Source organism: Parerythrobacter lacustris (assembly GCF_024626475.1).
GTDB lineage: Bacteria > Pseudomonadota > Alphaproteobacteria > Sphingomonadales > Sphingomonadaceae > Parerythrobacter_A > Parerythrobacter_A lacustris.
Map to the genome: position 1 here is coordinate 198,117 of NZ_JANKHH010000001.1, position 18,621 is coordinate 216,737.

Below are 18,621 nucleotides of genomic sequence, written 5' to 3' on the forward strand. Positions count from 1 at the left end.
TGCTTTAGGTGGCACAATCCGCGCCAGCAAGGCAGTGCAACATTGCGGTCATGACAAATCGTCATACCATTCACTGCAACATAGACTTGGAGGCATCGATGCAGCGCACCACCAATCTGATCGCCATGGCCGCCTGCCTTGCCGTGCCGCTGGGGACTTTGGCCATTCCGGCCGCTGCCCAGGACGGCGGCTCGCCGCGATCTGCGACTGACCAGACACCGGCACCGCGCGCGAAGAACGTAATCCTCTTCATCGGCGACGGGATGGGGGTATCCACGGTCACGGCGGCGCGCATCTATGCCGGCCAGAAGCTGGGCCAGACCGGTGAGGAATATGTTCTGCCATTCGAGACATTCCAGAATGTCGCGCTGGTCAAGACCTATAACACCAATGCGCAGGTGCCCGACAGTGCCGGAACCGCGAGCGCGATGCACACCGGCGTCAAGACGAAGATCGGCGTGCTCGGATACGGTCCAGAGATCACTACCGGAGATTGCGCCTCGGCCGTGGGCCGCGAGCTGCCGTTGCTGGGTGCCGAAGCTACCGAGCGCGGGCTTGGATTGGGCATCGTCAGCACCGCGCGAATCACCCACGCGACGCCTGCGGCGGTCTATGCGCACAGCGTGTCGCGCGACTGGGAAGCCGACGCGGCCATCCCCGAAGGGCAACGCGGGATCGGCTGCGAGGATATCGCCAGCCAGCTGGTCAATGCGCGCTTCGATGTCGCGCTGGGCGGCGGCAAGGCGGCATTCTTCGGCAAGGCGAACGGCGGCCAGCGACTTGTCGAGTCGGCAGACTTGCCCGGCGCGTGGCAGGCGGCGAGCGGGGGCACCTATGTCCAGACCGCGCAAGAACTGGCGGCAGCCCCGACCGGCAAGCCGGTGCTCGGCCTGTTTGCGCCCAGCCACATGAGCTATATGGTCGACCGCCAGCCCGAAAGCAGCGAGCCCACCCTGACCGAAATGACCGAAGCGGCGGTCGGTCGCCTGAAGAGCGATCCCGACGGCTACTATCTGATGGTGGAAAGCGGGCGGATCGACCATGCGCACCACGCCGGGCAGGCCGGCTATGCGCTCGAGGAAGCGGTTGAATTCGCCCGGGCGATCCAATGGGCCCTCGATCATACCGATCCGGCGGAGACGCTGATCCTGGTCACCGCCGACCACAGCCATGTTTTTACCATCGCGGGCTATCCAAGGCGCGGCAACGATATCCTCGGCCATGTCATTCCGCCCGAAGGCGGGGGCGAGGATGGCGGCGATAGCGATGGCGGGCCGACGCTGGCGCGGGATGGCAAACCCTACACCACTTTGTCCTATGCCAACGGACCGGGCGCAGTGGCACACGATGCCGAGGAGGGGCGACCGATCCCCGAGACGGGGGTCCGGGCGTATCAGCAGGCAGCGGTCCCACTCGGCTCTGAAACCCATGCGGGCGAAGATGTGGCGCTTTATGCCAGCGGGCCGGGAGCGGAACGCGTGCGCGGGGAGATGGAGCAGAACCGGATACACGACGTGATCCGCGCCGCCTTTGGCTGGACCGATAGATAGAACCTGCCGCAAGCAGACCACAAAAAACCCTCGTGCCGGGGGCATTGGCACGAGGGTTCCATGTTAGCGTTCGTCACGCTTGGACAAAGCGGCCTGTTAAAGGAGGCTGAGGCAACAGGGGGGAAACCCGCCTCCGACCGCTTTGTTGATTACAAACTACGCCTCACGGCCTTGCTCGTGAATGAACAATCGCACGCGGCTTGTCGCATTCTTACAACGATCAGCCGCCGAAGCGATCAGTTGGGGCGACGAGTGGTGCGGCGCGGATCGCGGTAGGTGAAAGTGCTGTCCGCCACCGCGACTCCGTAGCGGTGATTACGCAGCCGCACCGTGGTCCGGTTGTTCTGCGAATCGAGTGCGACCCAGTTGGTCAGCTGCAATCCGCCCGGCGCGCTGGAGCTGGGCACGAAGATCAGCGTGATCACGCCGTACTCGGGCTTGTTCGGATCCTTGACCTCGACGCTGACCACCTTGGGGTCGTTGGTCGGGACGAGGCGGCCATAGCGCTTCACGTCACGATTGGGATCGAGCAGCGCGCCGAGCGGCGAATTGCTGATCGGCCAGCGCTGGACCTGATTTACCTCATAATCGATCAGGGTGAGCGACTTGCCGTTCGAAACCAGCAGCATCGGCACCCCCTTCTCGTACTGGAAGCGGATCTTGCCCGGGCGCTTGAGCGTGAGCTTACCGGCCACCGTCTGGCCCTGCCGGTCGGTCTGGGTGAAGTCCGCCGTCATGGTCGAGATCCCGCGCAGGGCGGTCACCGCTTTGTCGAGATCGCCCGCAGCCGCCACGGCGGGCGTGCTGGCGGTCATCGTGACAGCGGGGGCTCCAAGCGCCAGCGCGGCGGCAATCGCGCCGAGCAGCGGTTTCGATTTGAGTTTTGAGATCATGTTCATGCTCCGTCATCTAGCGTCGGAGCGTTGAACGGTCACTGAACTTTTGCGGTTCCCGCGGTTCAGCTTACTTGATCTTCGCTTCCTTGAACTCGACGTGCTTGCGCACGACCGGGTCGTATTTGCGGAAGGTCATCTTTTCGGTGATGTTCCGCGGGTTCTTCTTGGTCACGTAGTAGAAGCCCGTATCGGCGGTCGAGACGAGCTTGATCTTGACGGTTGCGGGCTTCGCCATGGCGTTTTCCTAAAGATCGAAAGACCCGGTGTCCGGGCCGAAAAAATAAGGGCGGCGCGAAGTGCACCGCCATTCCGGCGCGGCCATTGGGCGAATCACCGCAAAAAGTCAAGCGCCCGGCGGGCAGGCCTGGCTACCAGTCGGACCGGCCTGGCTTGCCGCGCGCCGCCTTGATCTCTCCGCGCGCCTTCTTGTCTTTGATCCGCTCCGCCTTGGCGGCGCGCGAGACGCGCGTCTTCGTGCGTTTCCGCGGGGCGACCAGCGCTTCGGCGAGCAGTGCCAGCAGGCGTTCGCGCGCCGCAGCGCGGTTCTGTTCCTGCGTGCGGTATTCGTTGGCGGTAAGTACGATCTCGCCGCCCTTGGTCAGCTTGCTGCCCGCGATGTCCTTCAGGCGATGATATGCTTCCGGAGAAAGGCCGAGCTGGAACACGTCGACCCGCAGCTGCACCGCCGTTGCGACCTTGTTGACGTTTTGCCCGCCGGGTCCGGAGGAGGCGATGAACTTCTCCTCGGCGATCTCCAGCGCCTTGTCCGCTACGGCACCCACGGCGGCCTACCCACCCTCGAAACCGAGCGCGGCGAAATCGGCGGGCAGCGGCGCAAGCGCCTCGATCGCCGGTTTGCTTTCGCGTTCCACGGTCAGGCCCGCCGCATGAAGCATTGCCCGCTTCACTCGCGGATCGGGCCTGCCATAGACCGGATCGCCCAGCAGCGGCACGCCCAGCCCCGCGAGCGCATGGATGCGGATCTGGTGGGTGCGCCCGGTCTCCGGGCGGAACTCGACCAGTGTCAGCCCATCGCGGGTTGCCAGCCTGCGCCAGTGAGTGACCGAGGGCTTACCCTTTCTGGCGGCGATCATCCGCCAGCCCTTCTCGGCGCTGCTGATCTTGCTCAGCGCAAGGGCGATTGTGCCGTCTGTGTCCTCAATCTCGCCGGCCAGGATGCCGAGATAGCGCTTGCCGACACGGCGCTCCTCGAACGCCCGCCCGAACCTGGCCAGCGCCTTGGAATTGCGCGCGAGCAGCAGGCAGCCCGAAGTATCGGTGTCGAGCCGGTGGACCGGCACCGGTGGTCGCTGGAAGCCGAGCTTCAACTGCTCGATGTGGTCTTCCAGGCTCGGCCCGCCCCTGCGCGGCTTGTCGATCGGTAGGCCGGCAGGCTTGTCGATCACCAGCGCTTCGCCGTCTTCGTAGAGGATGTCGATCCTCATATCAGCCTCGCCGCCATCAGGCCGCGCAAGGCATTGCCGAGCAGGAACCCTTGCGCCAGATCGTCGAGCGTCAGATCGGCCTCCTCCGCCTTCTCGCTATCGAGCAGCGACTGCCGCAATACGCCGGGGAGCAGGCCCAGCGCCAAGCGCGGGGTCAGCAGTTTCCCGTCACGCTCGACGAAGATCGAAGTCCAGCTTCCCTCGGTCAGCAGACCGTCTTCGCGCACCAGCAGCGCCTCCTGCGCGCCGGCCTGCTCGGCCACCTCCAGCGCCTCGCGGTAGAAGCCGCGATCGGTGGTCTTGTGGCGCAGCCGCCAGTCGCCCGGATCGACCGGTAGCGGCAGCGCGATGCAGTCGAGCGGTGCTTTGCGCGGCGGTGGCAGGTCCGAGGTCGTCAGCGAGGTCGCCCCACTGCGCGCGGCCATCAGGCGGACTTTCGCCGGGCGCTCGAGCTCGAAACACAGCGCGTGGATGCGGTTGCGGGTAGCGTGGCGGTCGAAGGAGAACCCGAGTTCTGCTGCGCTCGCCTTGATCCGTTCGAGATGAAGGTCGAGCAGTGCGATGCCCGTTTCCGGGGTGAAGCGCATGGTCTCGATCAGGTCGAACTGCGCGGTGGCAAGGCCGGGTCCGGATTTGCGCGCGAAACTGCCCTTGAGCAGGCACTCGCGCCACTCGGACTCGATGTCGCTGTCGGCGACGATGGCCGAGCCGACGCCCAGCACGGCGGTGCCGCGCTCGTTCTCGACCGGCGTCAGCCTGAGCGTCCGTATCGCGACATTGAACGCGGCATCGCCGCTGCCATCGATCCGCCCGATCGCGCCGCAATAGGGGCCGCGCGCGTCGCGCTCAACCGCGTCGATCAACTCCATCGCCCGGATCTTCGGCGCGCCGGTGATCGAGCCGCAAGGGAAGATCGTCCGCACCAGGTCGATCGCGCCCATCCCGTCCCGCAATTGCGCGCGGACGGTGGAGACCATCTGGTGCACCGTGGGATAGCTCTCGATCGCGAAAGGCGCGTCGACCCGCACGCTGCCCGCTTCGGCTACCCGGCTCAGGTCGTTGCGCATCAGATCGACGATCATCAGGTTCTCGGCCTTGTCCTTGACCGAGGCGGCAAGATCGCGCGCCAGCGCTTCGTCCCTTGCAGCGTCATCGCTGCGCGGCCGGGTGCCCTTCATCGGCTTGGCCTTGGCCTCTGCGCCGCGCAGCGAGACAAACAGCTCGGGGCTAAGGCTCAGCAGCCAGTGCGATCCGTCGAACACCAGCCCGCCATAACCTGCCTGCGCCGTCGGGCGGAGCTGGCGGTAGAGCGCCACCGGATCGCCGCGATAGGAACCGGCGAGCGGGAAGGTGAGGTTGGCCTGGTATATGTCGCCCGCGCGGATCGCGTCCTGCATCCGGGCGAAGTCCCGCGCATATCCGCCGAACGACAGCTGGGGTTCGAGCGGACCGAGCGAGGCATGCCCTGCGCCCTCGGCGGTGAGCCAGTCCGCCGCTTCGGCAGGCGACAGCACCGTCTCCTCGTCGAACAGGCCGAGCCAGACAAGCGGGCCGCCTGCGCCGCTGCGATGGTCCGCCAGCCGCTTCAGTTTCGGCTCCAGCGCAAGCCCGGCTTCGTAGGCAATGTAGCCGGCGAGCGGCTTGCCGCTCTCGCGGCGCGCGGCATCGGCAGCGGCAAGCACCGCTTCGACTTCGTCCGGACGCCGCGCCACGAAGATCCGCGTCGGCGAACGGTAGAGATGCGCGTCCGCTGCGCCCGACGCCCGCGCATCGTCCAGCAGGACAAAGGGTTGCCGTGTGTCGGGTGCAGTCTCGGCCATCGCCCCCGCCATAATCGCTTTCGCTTCCAAGTCGAGTGCTTGACCGCACCGCTGCGGCTGGCCAGTGTCGTCTGCGGACAGGGATCGGAGCCACGACACAAATGGGACAGATTTTTCTCGGCCTCGCGGCCAATGGCGAGAAGCAGTATCTCGACCTCGGCAAGGCCAATCGCCATGGCCTGATCGCGGGGGCGACCGGCACCGGCAAGACGGTGACGTTGCAGGGCCTCGCCGAGTGTTTCTCTGCCGCAGGCGTCCCGGTGTTTCTGGCCGATGTGAAGGGCGATCTGGCGGGCATTGCCATGCCTGGATCGCCGACTTTCAAGCATGCCGACAAGCTCGAAAGCCGGGCGAAGGAACTGGGCAAGGACGACTATGCCTATTCGGACAATCCGGCGGTGTTCTGGGATCTCTATGGCGAACAGGGCCATCCGATCCGCACCACCGTATCCGAAATGGGACCGCTTCTGCTGGCGCGCCTGCTCGATCTCAACGAGACGCAGGAGGGCGTGTTGCAGATCGTCTTCCGCCACGCCGATGAGAACGGGCTGCTGCTGCTCGACTTCGGTGACCTCCAATCGGTGCTGGCATGGGCGGCGGAGAACGCGAAGGAGCTGTCGGGGGTCTACGGCAACGTGACCAAGCCGACGGTCGGCACGATCCAGCGGCAGCTGCTGAGCTTCGAAAGCCAGGGGGCGGACCGGTTCTTCGGCGAGCCGGCGCTGGAGATCGACGATTTCCTCAAATGCGACGAGCAGGGGCGCGGTTACATCAACGTCCTCGCCGCCGACCAGTTGATGCGCAGCCCCAAGCTCTACGCCACTTTCCTGCTCTGGCTGCTGGCCGAACTGTTCGAATCGCTGCCCGAAGTCGGTGATCCCGACAAGCCGAAGCTGGTGTTCTTCTTCGACGAGGCGCACCTCTTGTTCGACGATGCACCCAAGGCGTTGCAGGACAAGATCGAACAGGTCGTGCGGCTGATCCGTTCGAAGGGCGTGGGGGTTTATTTCTGCACCCAAAACCCGATCGATATCCCGGAAGAGGTCGCAGGGCAGCTCGGCAACCGTGTCCAGCACGCGTTGCGCGCCTTCACCCCGCGCGACCAGCGCGCGATCAGGGCGGCGGCGGAAACCTTCCGGATCAACCCCGACCTCGATGTCGAGGCGGCGATCACCGAACTGAAAGTGGGCGAGGCGCTGGTTTCGACGCTCGACGAGGATGGCGCGCCCACGATCGTCCAGCGGACACTGATCATGCCGCCGCGCAGCCGGCTCGGGCCGCTGACACCCAAGGAGCGCGCGATCATCCAGTCAGTCAGCCCGGTCGACGGGAAATACGACACGGCGGTCGACCGTGAGAGCGCGGAGGAAGTGCTTGCCGCCAAGGCCACTGACGCAGCGGTGACCGCCGAGGAAGTCGCCGCCAAGGGCACCGAGGAAGTGGCCAAGCGCCCGCGCAAGAGCACATCGCTGTGGGAGAAGGCGGGCAAGGCCGCCATGGGCGCCGCCGCAAGTTCCGCCGCAACCATCGTCGCCGCCAAGATCACCGGCCGCCGGTCGAGTGCCAACCCGATGAAGACTGCGGCAACCTCGGCCGCCGGAACCATCGCAACCGAATTCGGCGGCGGCATCGCGGGCCGCTTCGTGCGCAACCTGATCGGTGGCTTGATGCGTTAAAGTCTGTTTCAGTTTCACTGAAACGACGCGGCACCGGCCCGCACCCCACCCGGCCACCCAATCAGGTTTACTCTGCGGATGGCCGGGTGGGGGGTGCGGGCCGGTGCCGCTTCGACGCTTGTGGAAAAGACTCTAGCTGCTCGGCAGGCGGATTTCGGCGCGCAGGCCCCGCTCAGGCAGGTTCGTCAGGACCAGCTCACCGCCATGCTGCTCGGCGATCGCGCGGGCGAGCGTGAGCCCGAGGCCCGCGCCGCCGGTCGCGCGATTGCGCGAAGCCTCGCCGCGGGTGAACGGCTCGAGCATGTCGGCGATGCGGTCGGCGGGGATACCCGGCCCGATATCGTCGACCCGCAGGATTGCGCGGCCTTCGGTTTCGGTCAGGCTGACGCTGGCTTTGTCGCCATATCGCACCGCGTTCGAAATGAGGTTGCGCAACGCACGGCGCAGCCAGGTAACGTGGACAGGGCGGACGATGCGGGGCGCGTCGATCATGTGCACCGGCTTGCCCCTGTCCTCGAACTCCTCGACCACCGATGCCACGAGCGCGGTAAGGTCGGTCGGCTCGGCCGGGCCGGTGGCCTTGCCGACGCGGGCGAGCGAGAGGATATCGTCGAGCGAACGGGTGATATCCTCGATCCCGGCCGCCATCTTGGCCCGCTCGCGTTCGTCCTCGACGCTCTCGATCCGCACCCGCAGCGCGGCGAGCGGAGTCTTGAGATCGTGCCCGATCGCGCCGAGCATCACGTCCTTCTCATCGATCAGGGCGGCGATCCGCGCTTCCATCGCGTTGTGCGCAGCGATCAGTCGCTGGATGTCGTCCGGGCCTTGCGCGGCGAGCGGCTCGCTTGCCTGCCGCGTCGCAGCGAACCGTTCGGTCCTCTCGGTCAGTACCGCGAGCGGCCGGGTGATCCGTCGCAACAGGAAGAACAGCGAGCTCACCAGCACGAGGAAGATGACGATCGTCTGGAACAGGATCGTGCGCATCACCCCGGTGGGTGCGACAGGTTCGGGTACCCGCGAAACCGCCCATTCGCCGGCCCCGTCGCGTCTGACCGCCGCCACCAGCATTTCGCGTTGTTGCAGTCCCTCGCTCGCGACCCGCTCCCGCAGCCGGGGACGCCCCGCAATGAACGGATCATCGCCAATCCGGCGCTCGAGCACGAGCACCTCGCTTACCGGCACCCCTTGCGCCAGCAGCAGTTGCTGCAGCTCCGCTTCGCGCGCGGGATCGCGTCGGTCGCCGGAGAGCCTGGCGGGATTATCGACCCATTCGATCCGTAATGGCCGGGGCAGGCGTGGCCCGGCGGTCTGCCGCCGCAATCGGTCGCGGCGGTCCCGCCGCTCGGCAGTGGCGAGCTGGCTGCGATCGGGCTGTTCCGCCTGGCGCACCAGTTGGAGCGCGGCGACATTAAGCATTGCCGCGTCGCGCCGCGATTCGGCGGCACGGTACAGGAGCACAACCGAGACCGATTGAGCGACCAGCACGGCAACGGTTGCCGCCAGCAAGACCTGCCCGAGCAGGCTTTTGGGCCAGAGGCGCATGTCAGTCGCGCCCGCCAACCGGGCGGGTCACCTGCGCCGCGAAGCGGTAGCCGCCGCCGCGTACGGTCAGGATGAGCTCGGGATTGCGGCTGTCGGCTTCGATCTTGCGTCGCAACCGGCTGACCTGGTTGTCGACCGCGCGGTCGAACAGATGCGCCTCGCGCCCCTGCACCATGTCGAGCAGCTGGTCGCGGTCGAGCACCTGGCGCGGATGGTCGAGGAAGGCGCGTAACAGGCGGAACTCGGCGGTCGAAATGGAAACCAGCACCCCCTCGGGATCGGTCAACCGGCGCTTGAGCGGGTCGAGCCGCCAGCCTTCGAACCCATAGGGTGCATCAGCATCGGGCTCGCTCGAAGCGCGCCCAGCGCGGCGCAAGACCGAGCGGATCCGGGCGACCAGTTCGCGGGGTTCGAAGGGTTTGGTAACGTAGTCGTCCGCCCCGATCTCGAGGCCGACGATGCGGTCGGTTGGTTCGCCCCTTGCGGTCAGCAGGATGACCGGCAAGGCGCGCGTTTCGATCAGGTGGCGGCACAGCGACAATCCGTCTTCGCCCGGCATCATGATGTCGAGCAGGACGAGGTCGGGCTTCTCGGTGCGCAGATGGCTGCGTGCAACGGCTGCGCTCTCGGCCTCCTGCACGGCGAACCCCTGGCGGGTAAGATACTCCGCCAGAGGTTCGCGCAGGCTGGCTTCGTCGTCGACCAGCAGGAGGGAAATAGGCGCGGTGTCATTCATCAGATCGTTGCCGCGCCTAGCCGTTGGCTCAACCGATGAGCAAGCAATGGCTTACCGAGCCTGCCTCGCGGCACGACGTTCGGTCCACGCAGCCTTGCGTTCCTCGGCGGTCACGCTGCCATCCGCATTGGCGTCCATTGCGGCGAAACGCTTGTCGGCCGCTGCGGTGAATTCGGCTTGCGAGATCGACTTGTCGCCATTGGTATCGGCCATCCGCAGCATGGCCATTGCGCCGCGCTGGCCACCGCGATGGCCGCGCATCTTGCGCTCGCCGCCTTCACGCGCCCCGGCTCGGTCACCGCGGCGCTCCATCCGCGCTTCCTGCACGGCGGCGAGCTCGGCCTGGCTCACACCGCCCGAGCCATCGGTGTCGAGCCGGGCTAAGCGTTCATCCGCGCGACCGGCGCGTCGTTCGCGCATGGCTTCGCGGCGTTCCTGCATCCGCGCCTGACGCGCTTCGCGGGCCGCGGCCATTTCCGCCTGCGACAGTTCGCCGTCGTTGTTGGCATCGACCCGGTTGAAGCGTTCGGCCTGCCGCGCCTTGCGGTCGTCGGCATTGATCGCGCCGTCGTCGTTCACATCCATCCGGGCGAATATCCGTGCGACATGCGCCTTGTGCTCGGCCGAGGTCACTACGCCATCTCCGTCGGCATCGGCTCCGCCTTTGCCACCGGGGTCGCCGGGTGCGGCATAAACGGCACCTGCGCCAGCAAGAGCCAGCGCGGCGGCGGAAAGGGTGAGGGTCAGTTTTCGCATGTTATCTCTCCAATCGAAATTCCGATTGAGCTGCGACGCCGCCTGCCTGGGGAGGGGGAGGACTGGCAAGGCACCGCCGCAGCTCGTGATAACGCTCTAGCGAAGCAATGTCGCAACATTATCCCCGCCAGCTGGAAAATTGTCGCAGATTGTATCGGCCGGACGGGGACGTTCATCCGCCCGAAATGCCTCAGCAGTGCGAATTCAGCGCGGCCGGTGCTGTGTGCCTTCGCCCGCAGTGATAAAGATCGCGGTCGCCCGCTCGGCGACATCGGCAATATGCCACACGCCGCGCGGGTTGATTGCATATTCGCCTGTTTCGAGTTGCACGACCTTGCGCGTGCCGTCGGGAAATTCCTGCGTCAGCGCCATCGAGCCGTCGATGCAGATGACGACTTCCTCGCCCAGCGGATGCATTTCCCAGCCGGGCCAGTCCTCGGTAAAAGTGTACTGCGAGACGAGCCGCCCTTCGGCCCCGTCGCCCGGATGGCGCGCGCCATAGGCGTCGTACCATTCCATCCCGTCGAACGGGGGCTGGGGCACGGCAGTCGCGCCGAGCCCCAGATGCAGCCAATGCTCCGCCAGCTTGCGGGTCTCAGTCATCCCGAACCATGCAGAAGGCGTTGAGCTTGTTGCCCTCCCGGTCGCGGAAATAGCCGGCATAGAAAGTATTGCCCTGCTCGTCCGGCTCGCCGCGCGGACCTGGTGCGCCTTCATCGCTGCCACCATTGGCGAGCGCGGTGTCGTAGATGCGCTGGACGTGATCCGGGTCCTTCGCCTGCAGCGCGACCATCACGCCATTGCCGACCGTCGCCGCATTGCCGTCGAACGGCTGGGTCAGGCCGATGCCGGCCCCGCCATCCCATGCGCCCCAAGCGATGAAAGTGTCGAAATCCATCATCCGCCCGACACCCATTTCCTTGGCGATGGCGTCATAAAACGGGGCATTGGCCGCTAGGTCGTTGGTCCCCAGCGTAACATATCCGATCATGTGCATTCTCCCTGCCGCGACTCGCGATCGGTAGGAACATTACCGGAACACGTTCACCGGAACAAGCACGATCACAGCGGCGTGCAGGCGTCCTCGAGCCAGGCGAGCACATCGCCCTCCAGCTGCGGTGCGAGGATTTCCCGCACCTGCGCATGATAGCGGTTCCACCAGTCGATTTCGTCCGCCGTCAGCAGGCTGCGCTCGACCAGCGTGCGGTCGATCGGCACGAAGGTCAGCGTCTCGAAGCCGAGGTAATCGCCTTCCGCACCGTCGATGTCCTGCGGCACGGTCAGCACCAGGTTCTCGATCCTTATGCCGAAGTCGCCCGCCTTGTAATACCCCGGCTCGTTCGACAGGATCATCCCTGCGCGCAGCGGCTCGCCGGTGCCCGGTTGCGGGCCGGTCGCCTTGGCGATGCGCTGCGGCCCTTCGTGCACGCCGAGATAGCTGCCGACGCCGTGGCCGGTGCCATGCGCATAGTCGACCCCGGCCTGCCACAGGAACTGCCGCGCCAGCGCATCGAGCTGGCCGCCGCTCGTGCCCGCCGGGAAGCGCGCCATGGCGAGCGCGATATGCCCTTTGAGCACCCGGGTGAAGCGGTCCTTGTGCTCGGCACTCGGCTCGGCGCTGCCGTCCTCGGTGCGGATCCACACGGTACGGGTGATGTCGGTCGTCCCGTCACGGTACTGCCCGCCCGAATCGCACAGAAACACGCTTCCCGGCGCGATCGGCAGGTTGCTTTCCTCGTCCACCCGGTAGTGCGGGATAGCAGCATGCGGCCCGGCGGCGGAGATGGTGTCGAAGCTCTGGTCGCGCAGCAGGCCGGTTTCCTCGCGGAACCCGCGCAGCGCGGCCACAGCGGACAGCTCGGTTTCTCCCCCCTTGGGTGCTTCGACCGAGAGCCAGTGTAGGAACTTCGCCAGCGCCGCCCCGTCGCGCGCTTGCGCATCGCGGTGGCCCTGCTGTTCGGCGGGGTTCTTGGTCGCCTTGGGCACGATCACCGGATCGCGCTCGGCCACCGGCGTAGCGCCCGCCTCTTCGAGCAGCTGGTAGATCGCCGCGACGCCGAAATCAGGATCGACCGCCACCGTCTTGCCCTTCATGCTGCCGAGCGCGGGCTCGAAGAGGGCGCGGTCGCGGATCGTCACCGCATTGCCGAGATGCTGTTCCAGCTCGGGTGTGACTTTCTCGGGGGCGATGAACAGCTCTGCCGTCCCGTCGGCATGGGCGATAACATAGGACAATGCGACCGGGGTGCGCTCGACATCGGTGCCGCGGATGTTGAGCAGCCAGGCAATCGAATCGAGCGCCGAGATCACTGCCGCGTCGTAGCCTTCGGCCTTGAGCCAGTCGGCCACTTCGCTGCGCTTCTCCGCGCTGGGCCGCCCTGCGAACTCGTCGCCATGCACTTCGGCCACCGCCTTCGAGGGTTCGGGTCGGTCCGCCCACACAGCATCGACCGGGTTGCGCTCGACCGGCACCAGCGCAATCTTCTTCTTCGCCACGGCCTTGCCCGTCGCCGAAACCCAGCCACGAGTGTGCAACCAGGCATCGTAGCCGATCCTGGCGCCTTCGGGGGCATGGAGCCTGAGCCAGTCTCCCATGCTTTCGCCCGGGATCTGGCAATAGTCGTAGAATTGCCCGTCGACCTGCTCGCGCACCTGGATGGTGTAGCGGCCGTCGACGAACATCGCCGCGCGGTCGCGCAGCACGATCGCCGTCCCCGCCGAACCGCCGAACCCGGTCAGCCACGACAGCCGCTGGGCATAGCTGCCGATATATTCGGACATATGCTCGTCGCTGATCGGGATCACGAACCCAGCGAGCCCCTGTCGCTTCAGTTCCTCGCGCAGGGCGGCAAGGCGGGCTTCATGTGTATGCATCAGCATGGGTTTCGTCCTGTATTCGTGTCGTGCGGAACGCGCCGCGTCATCCCCGGCAACATAGCCTGTCTTGCCCGGGCTTGCCACCCGGCCCATCTTGCCTAGAGAACGCATTGCATCTCGAGGAACGATCCCGCTTGACCGACACCCCCATCGCGCCCCCCGTCGCCGCGAAGCGCGAACACAGCTTCACCCGGCACGGAATCACCATTTCCGATCCGTATCACTGGCTGAAGGACCCCGCTTACCCGGTGGTCGAGGACAAGGACGTTCTCGCCCATATCGAGGCGGAGAACGCATGGTTCGAAGCCCGCATGGCACCGCACAAACCGCTGGTCGAGACGATCTATCGCGAACTCAGGGGCCGGGTGAAGGAAGACGATTCCTCGGTCCCGCAGAAGGATGGCGAGTGGATCTACTGGACCGGGTTCGACGAAGGGCAGGAGTATCGCAAATGGTACCGCCGCCCGGCGGCAGGTGGTGACGAGGCGCTGATCCTCGACGAGAACGCGCTGGCCGAAGGCAAGGACTATTTTCGCCTCGGCGCGATCTCGGTGTCGCGGGATGGCAGGCTGCTGGCCTATTCGTTCGACGACAACGGGTCGGAACGTTTCACCGCGCGGATCAAGGATCTCGATACCGGCGAATTGCTGCCGGACGTGATCCCCGAAACCCTCTCCGGCCTCGTCTGGGTCGCGGGCGACACCATGCTCGCCTATGGCAAGGCCAACGAGCACTGGCGGGTCGACAATGTCCGGCTGCACCGGCTCGGCACGCCGGTGGCGGACGATATCGAGATCTACCACGAGGCTGACGAAGGTTTCCGCGTCGGGGCGGGGCTTTCGGCGCAGGAGGACTGGCTGGTCATCGGGACCGGAGACAACGAAACGAGCGAAGTGCGGCTGGTCCGCGCCGACGATCCGACCGGCGAGCAGATCCTCGTCAGGCCGCGCGCCAAGGGCGTGGAATACGATGTCGATCTGCGCGACGGCGTGCTCTACGTCCACACCAACGACGACCATGTGAATTTCCGGCTGGCGACCGCGCGCCTCGATGCGCCGGGCGATTGGACCACGCTGATCGCGTGCTCGGACGAGTTCTACCTCACCGGTTTCGAGCTGTTCAAGGACTTCTACGTCACCGAAGGGCGGCTGGCGGGCCTCGACCAGGTGCAGATCCGTTCCTATGATGATCCTGCGCAAATCACGCCGATCGCCTTTCCCGAAGCGAGCTATTCGGCGGGTCTGTCGAACAATCCCGAATACGATGTCGACACCTTGCGGCTCGATTACGAGAGCATGGTCACGCCCGATTCGGATTACGATTATCACCTCGCCGACGCGCGGCTCGAACTGCTCAAGCAGCAGGAGATCCCGAGCGGCTACGATGCCTCGCTCTACGTTACCGAGCGGCTGACGATCGAAGCGCGCGACGGGACCATGGTGCCGGTGAGCGTGGTCTATCGCAAGGACCGCCCCGAGAAACCGGGGCCGCTGCACCTCTATGCCTATGGCGCATATGGCTATGCCGTGCCGCCGGGCTTTTCCACCTCGCGCCTCAGCCTGCTCGATCGCGGGATGGCTTTTGCCATCGCGCATATCCGCGGCGGGGACGATCTGGGGCGCAACTGGTATCTGCAGGGCAAGCTCGAGGCGCGGTGCAACACCTTCACCGATTTCGTCGATGTCGCGAAGGGGCTGATCGCCCGGGGCTATACCGAAGCGGGCCGAATCTCTGCCAGCGGCGGATCGGCGGGGGGCGAGCTGATGGGGGTGGTGGTCAACACCGACCCCGAACTGTGGGGCGCGGTCGTGGCGCATGTGCCCTTCGTCGACGTGCTCAACACCATGCTCGACGAGAGCCTGCCGCTGACCCCGGGCGAATGGCCCGAATGGGGCAACCCGATCGAAAGCGCAGAGGCCTTCGCGACGATCCGCAGCTATTCGCCCTACGATCAGGTCAGGCACCAGGCCTATCCGCCGATGCTGGTGACCGCCGGGCTAAACGATCCGCGCGTCACCTATTGGGAACCCGCCAAATGGGTAGCGAAGCTGCGCGAGATGAAGACCGACGACAACGAACTGCTGCTCAAGACCAACATGGGCGCGGGGCACGGCGGCAAGTCCGGACGGTTCTCCTCGCTCTATGAAACGGCAGAAGAGTTCGCCTTCATCCTGTGGCAGCTGGGTCTGGCGGAATGAGCGAACCCTTCCGTCGCAGCTTCACCGCCGGGCCGCAGCACATCGATGTGATGGGCCACGTCAACAATGCGGTGTGGGTGCAGTGGGTGCAAGACATGGCGACCGCGCATTGGGATGCGGTCGCGCGGCCCGAAGATGCGCGCGATTTCGTCTGGCTCGTGGTGCGGCACGAGATCGACTATCGCGGCAATATCGGCGAGGGCGAGGGCGTGACCGGCGAGACGTGGATTCCGGGCGAGCCCAAGGGCGCGACTTCCGCCCGGCGGGTCGATTTCCGCAATGCCGACGGCAAGGTCATCGTCTCGGCGCTAACAACATGGGCGATGCTCGATCGCCTCACGCAGCGACCGGTGCGCGTGCGGCCTGAGGTTATAGCGCCCTTCTGGAAGGCACGCGGCGGTCAGGCCAGCGCATCAGCAGTCGGCAGGTAATCATATCCCAGCTCGTCGGCGACCGCCTTGTAGGTCACCTTGCCTGCGTGGACATTGAGCCCCTCGGCCAGATGCGCGTTCTGGCGCAGCGCTTCCTTCCAGCCGAGTTCGGCCATCCGCAGCGCATGCGGCAGGGTGACGTTATTGAGCGCATAGGTGCTGGTCCGCGCGACCGCGCCGGGCATGTTGGCGACGCAGTAATGCACGATGTTGTCGATCACATAGGTCGGCTCGGCATGGGTCGTCGGCTTCGAGGTTTCGAAGCAGCCGCCCTGGTCGATCGCGACATCGACCAGCACCGCGCCGGGCTTCATCAAGGGCAGCATTTCGCGGGTGACAAGCTTGGGTGCCGCCGCCCCGGGGATCAGCACCGCGCCGATCACCAATTCCGCCTCGCCGATCATCTGTTCGATATTGGCCATGTTGGAAAAGCGCGTCTTGGCACGGCTCTCGAAATGGGTCCCGAGCCGCTCAAGTACTTCGGGATCGCGGTCAAGGATGGTGACATCCGCGCCCAAACCGACCGCCATCTGCGCGGCATTGAAACCGACCACGCCGCCGCCGATCACCATCACCCGGCCCGGCAACACGCCCGGTACGCCGCCCAGAAGGACGCCGCGCCCGCCATGCGCCTTCTCCAGCGCGGAGGCGCCGGCCTGGATGCTCATCCGGCCGGCGACCTGGCTCATCGGCTTCAGCAGGGGCAGCGAATTGTTCGGCCCGGTGACGGTTTCATAGGCGATCGCGGTGACCCCCGACTTGACCAGATCGGCGGTCTGTTCGGGATCGGGCGCGAGGTGGAGATAGGTGTAGAGCAGCTGTCCCTCGCGCAGCTTGGCGCGTTCCCCGGCCTGCGGCTCCTTGACCTTCACCACCATCTCGCACTCGGCGAAGATCGGGTCCGGCCCGTCGACGATTGTCGCGCCCGCCGCGCGGTACTGGTCGTCGGTCGCGCCGATGCCGAGGCCGGCACCGCTCTGGATCCACACCTCGTTGCCGCGCAACACCAGTTCACGCGCACTTTCCGGCGTCAGGCCGACGCGGTATTCATGGTTCTTGATTTCGGTCGGGCAGCCGATGCGCATGACGAGTCTCTCCGGTTGGCGGTGATTTTCCGTTACAACTGAAACTATCTTGCGGCAAGCGTGGGGCATTCGGCGATGTGAATGTCATTGTGCTGTCATAAAACCTGCATAGCGGCGTCACTTGAATGTCAGGAACAGGTCATATCAAGGTCACTAGAATGAAATCTCTGCTTCATGTTTCGGCGGTTGCGGTTGCCTGCGGCTGGGCTGCGCCATCTAATGCGCAATCCGACGCAGGTCCGGATGAGGCGGCGGTGGCACAAGAGCTCGCCGCGATGCGTGCGGAGATGGCGCGGATGGCGGCGCGGATCGATACGCTCGAAGGGCAGCTCGATCAGGCGCAGGCCAAGGCCGACAATGTGACGCAGTCGGCCGCCGTCGCAACGCAGACTGCCAATACCGCCGCCGGCAAGGCGGAGGCGGGCAAGGGACCGGCGATCGCCTTCAAGGGCGCACCCGAGATCAAGGCGGAAGGCGGCTGGAGTTTCAAGCCGCGCGGCCGGCTGCAATACGACACCGGCTTCGTCGATGCGCCCGATTCTACCGGGCGGGACGATGGCTGGGGCAGCAATGTCCGCCGTGCGCGGCTGGGGGTTCAGGGCACGATGCCGGGCGGCTTCGGCTACAAGTTCGAAGTGGATGTCGCAAACAGCGACGTGAGCGTGACCGATGCCCTGATCTCTTATGAGGCGGGCGATCTCGAAGTGAGCGTCGGGCAGTTCAACAATTTCCAGTCGCTCGAGGAGCTGACCAGCAGCCTCCACACCAGCTTCATCGAGCGCGCCGCCTTCACCGATGCCTTCGGCTTTATCCGCCGGGTCGGGGTCGGCGCGCAGTATGGCAAGGGCGACGTGCTGATCCAGGCCGGGCTGTTCAGCGACAACATGGATGCTCTGTCCAACCGAAACTGGAGCACCGATGCACGCGTGGTGTTCCTGCCGAAGCTGGGCGACGCCCAGCTCCACCTCGGTGGTTCGGTGCATTACCGCTCCTACCAGACCGGCAGCACGGTGCGTTATCGCCAGCGCCCGCTGGTCGCCTTCACCGACGAACGTTTCATCAACACAGGCAATCTTGCCGCGAACAGCGAAACCGGGTTCGGATTGGAAGGCGCGATCATTTCCGGGCCGTTCCACGCCGCCGCCGAGGCCTATTGGCAGAAGCTCGACCGACCCGGGGCGCTGGCCGATCCCGACTTCTTCGGCGGTTATGCCGAGGTCGGCTATTTCCTCACCAAGGGCGATACGCGCGGCTACAAGGCCGGCGTGTTCGACCGGGTGAAGCCGGCCAACCCGGTCGGCAAGGGCGGCATGGGGTCGGTGCAGGTAAACCTGCGCTACGACTATCTCGACCTCGTCGATGCCGGGATCGTCGGCGGGCAGCAGAACGGGCTTTACCTCGCCCTCGCGTGGAAGCCGACCGACTACACCATGCTGCTCGCGAACTACGGCAAGCTCGAATATGACGATGCCGTCTTCGCCGCCGCCAACGGCGATCGCTCCTACGGCGTCGACAGCTTCGGCCTGCGCGCCCAGATCGACTTCTGAGAATTTGTCACACGCGTGTCACACATGCTGCCTAATCGGCAGCCCAATCCAATCCAGCGGGG

At 65.7% G+C, this 18,621-nt stretch carries 17 protein-coding genes; 5 read left to right on the plus strand and 12 right to left on the minus strand.

Annotated features, from left to right (window positions below; genetic code table 11):
* Positions 1–98 precede the first annotated feature (98 nt).
* Positions 99–1,550, plus strand: a complete 1,452-nt coding sequence (locus NSO95_RS00975) for an alkaline phosphatase (RefSeq protein ID WP_257594270.1) — start codon at positions 99–101, stop codon at positions 1,548–1,550.
* Between the two features lie 236 nt (positions 1,551–1,786).
* On the opposite strand, the gene NSO95_RS00980 is transcribed toward NSO95_RS00975, so the two are convergent.
* From NSO95_RS00980 to pabB, 5 genes are all read right to left on the minus strand, one after another.
* Positions 1,787–2,449, minus strand: a complete 663-nt coding sequence (locus tag NSO95_RS00980) for a LolA family protein (RefSeq protein ID WP_257594271.1) — start codon at positions 2,447–2,449, stop codon at positions 1,787–1,789.
* Positions 2,450–2,513: 64 nt separating this feature from the next.
* The gene (gene rpmG / locus NSO95_RS00985) at positions 2,514–2,681 is read right to left on the minus strand and encodes a 50S ribosomal protein L33 (RefSeq protein WP_010233410.1); all 168 of its coding nucleotides are present in this window, start codon (positions 2,679–2,681) and stop codon (positions 2,514–2,516) included.
* Positions 2,682–2,814: 133 nt separating this feature from the next.
* On the minus strand, positions 2,815–3,228 hold the full coding sequence (gene arfB / locus NSO95_RS00990) for an alternative ribosome rescue aminoacyl-tRNA hydrolase ArfB (protein ID WP_257594272.1): 414 nt from the start codon (positions 3,226–3,228) through the stop codon (positions 2,815–2,817).
* A gap of 6 nt (positions 3,229–3,234) precedes the next feature.
* Positions 3,235–3,891 carry an RluA family pseudouridine synthase gene (locus NSO95_RS00995; protein WP_257594273.1) on the minus strand — a complete coding sequence of 219 codons (657 nt, stop codon included), beginning with the start codon at positions 3,889–3,891 and terminating at the stop codon, positions 3,235–3,237.
* Complete coding sequence (pabB, locus tag NSO95_RS01000; RefSeq protein ID WP_257594274.1) at positions 3,888–5,711, minus strand: aminodeoxychorismate synthase component I; 1,824 nt, start codon at positions 5,709–5,711, stop codon at positions 3,888–3,890. Before pabB ends, NSO95_RS00995 begins: the two co-directional genes overlap by 4 nt.
* A gap of 101 nt (positions 5,712–5,812) precedes the next feature.
* Here pabB and NSO95_RS01005 point away from each other — a divergent pair, with 101 nt between their 5' ends.
* Positions 5,813–7,387 (plus strand): DUF853 domain-containing protein, encoded by a 1,575-nt coding sequence (locus tag NSO95_RS01005; RefSeq protein ID WP_257594275.1) that lies wholly within the window; start codon positions 5,813–5,815, stop codon positions 7,385–7,387.
* A gap of 132 nt (positions 7,388–7,519) precedes the next feature.
* On the opposite strand, the gene NSO95_RS01010 is transcribed toward NSO95_RS01005, so the two are convergent.
* The 6 genes from NSO95_RS01010 to NSO95_RS01035 form a co-directional block, all read right to left on the minus strand.
* Entirely contained in the window at positions 7,520–8,929 is a 1,410-nt protein-coding gene (locus tag NSO95_RS01010; RefSeq protein WP_257594276.1) for a sensor histidine kinase, read from the minus strand.
* Position 8,930: 1 nt separating this feature from the next.
* On the minus strand, positions 8,931–9,665 hold the full coding sequence (locus NSO95_RS01015) for a response regulator (protein ID WP_257594277.1): 735 nt from the start codon (positions 9,663–9,665) through the stop codon (positions 8,931–8,933).
* Positions 9,666–9,716: 51 nt separating this feature from the next.
* On the minus strand, positions 9,717–10,421 hold the full coding sequence (locus tag NSO95_RS01020; protein WP_257594278.1) for a penta-EF hand family protein: 705 nt from the start codon (positions 10,419–10,421) through the stop codon (positions 9,717–9,719).
* 204 nt (positions 10,422–10,625) lie between these two features.
* Entirely contained in the window at positions 10,626–11,024 is a 399-nt protein-coding gene (locus NSO95_RS01025; protein ID WP_257594279.1) for a cupin, read from the minus strand.
* The gene (locus tag NSO95_RS01030; RefSeq protein WP_257594280.1) at positions 11,017–11,412 is read right to left on the minus strand and encodes a VOC family protein; all 396 of its coding nucleotides are present in this window, start codon (positions 11,410–11,412) and stop codon (positions 11,017–11,019) included. Before NSO95_RS01030 ends, NSO95_RS01025 begins: the two co-directional genes overlap by 8 nt.
* Before the next feature lie 71 nt (positions 11,413–11,483).
* Entirely contained in the window at positions 11,484–13,301 is a 1,818-nt protein-coding gene (locus NSO95_RS01035; RefSeq protein WP_257594281.1) for an aminopeptidase P family protein, read from the minus strand.
* A gap of 131 nt (positions 13,302–13,432) precedes the next feature.
* Here NSO95_RS01035 and NSO95_RS01040 point away from each other — a divergent pair, with 131 nt between their 5' ends.
* Together NSO95_RS01040 and NSO95_RS01045 are read left to right on the plus strand one after the other, a co-directional pair.
* Positions 13,433–15,496 carry a S9 family peptidase gene (locus NSO95_RS01040; RefSeq protein WP_366518986.1) on the plus strand — a complete coding sequence of 688 codons (2,064 nt, stop codon included), beginning with the start codon at positions 13,433–13,435 and terminating at the stop codon, positions 15,494–15,496.
* Complete coding sequence (locus NSO95_RS01045; RefSeq protein ID WP_257594283.1) at positions 15,493–15,927, plus strand: acyl-CoA thioesterase; 435 nt, start codon at positions 15,493–15,495, stop codon at positions 15,925–15,927. Before NSO95_RS01040 ends, NSO95_RS01045 begins: the two co-directional genes overlap by 4 nt.
* On the opposite strand, the gene ald is transcribed toward NSO95_RS01045, so the two are convergent.
* Positions 15,897–17,012: an alanine dehydrogenase gene (gene ald, locus NSO95_RS01050; RefSeq protein ID WP_257594284.1), complete on the minus strand. Its 1,116-nt coding sequence runs from the start codon at positions 17,010–17,012 to the stop codon at positions 15,897–15,899. The genes NSO95_RS01045 and ald overlap by 31 nt on opposite strands.
* 158 nt (positions 17,013–17,170) lie before the next feature.
* Between ald and NSO95_RS01055 the strand changes: the two genes are divergently transcribed.
* Entirely contained in the window at positions 17,171–18,559 is a 1,389-nt protein-coding gene (locus NSO95_RS01055; protein WP_257594285.1) for a porin, read from the plus strand.
* Positions 18,560–18,621: the final 62 nt, after the last annotated feature.

Excerpts from the sequence above, each read along its gene's own strand:
- NSO95_RS01025 (WP_257594279.1), bottom strand. The coding sequence starts at position 11,024 with ATGACTGAGACCCGCAAGCTGGCGGAGCATTGGCTGCATCTGGGGCTC.
- NSO95_RS01055 (WP_257594285.1), top strand. The coding sequence starts at position 17,171 with ATGAAATCTCTGCTTCATGTTTCGGCGGTTGCGGTTGCCTGCGGCTGG.
- NSO95_RS01020 (WP_257594278.1), bottom strand. The coding sequence starts at position 10,421 with ATGCGAAAACTGACCCTCACCCTTTCCGCCGCCGCGCTGGCTCTTGCT.
- NSO95_RS01045 (WP_257594283.1), top strand. The coding sequence starts at position 15,493 with ATGAGCGAACCCTTCCGTCGCAGCTTCACCGCCGGGCCGCAGCACATC.
- NSO95_RS01030 (WP_257594280.1), bottom strand. The coding sequence starts at position 11,412 with ATGATCGGATATGTTACGCTGGGGACCAACGACCTAGCGGCCAATGCC.
- pabB (WP_257594274.1), bottom strand. The coding sequence starts at position 5,711 with ATGGCCGAGACTGCACCCGACACACGGCAACCCTTTGTCCTGCTGGAC.
- NSO95_RS00980 (WP_257594271.1), bottom strand. The coding sequence starts at position 2,449 with ATGAACATGATCTCAAAACTCAAATCGAAACCGCTGCTCGGCGCGATT.
- NSO95_RS01005 (WP_257594275.1), top strand. The coding sequence starts at position 5,813 with ATGGGACAGATTTTTCTCGGCCTCGCGGCCAATGGCGAGAAGCAGTAT.
- NSO95_RS01015 (WP_257594277.1), bottom strand. The coding sequence starts at position 9,665 with ATGAATGACACCGCGCCTATTTCCCTCCTGCTGGTCGACGACGAAGCC.
- NSO95_RS00975 (WP_257594270.1), top strand. The coding sequence starts at position 99 with ATGCAGCGCACCACCAATCTGATCGCCATGGCCGCCTGCCTTGCCGTG.
- NSO95_RS00995 (WP_257594273.1), bottom strand. The coding sequence starts at position 3,891 with ATGAGGATCGACATCCTCTACGAAGACGGCGAAGCGCTGGTGATCGAC.
- NSO95_RS01010 (WP_257594276.1), bottom strand. The coding sequence starts at position 8,929 with ATGCGCCTCTGGCCCAAAAGCCTGCTCGGGCAGGTCTTGCTGGCGGCA.
- NSO95_RS01035 (WP_257594281.1), bottom strand. The coding sequence starts at position 13,301 with ATGCTGATGCATACACATGAAGCCCGCCTTGCCGCCCTGCGCGAGGAA.
- rpmG (WP_010233410.1), bottom strand. The coding sequence starts at position 2,681 with ATGGCGAAGCCCGCAACCGTCAAGATCAAGCTCGTCTCGACCGCCGAT.
- ald (WP_257594284.1), bottom strand. The coding sequence starts at position 17,012 with ATGCGCATCGGCTGCCCGACCGAAATCAAGAACCATGAATACCGCGTC.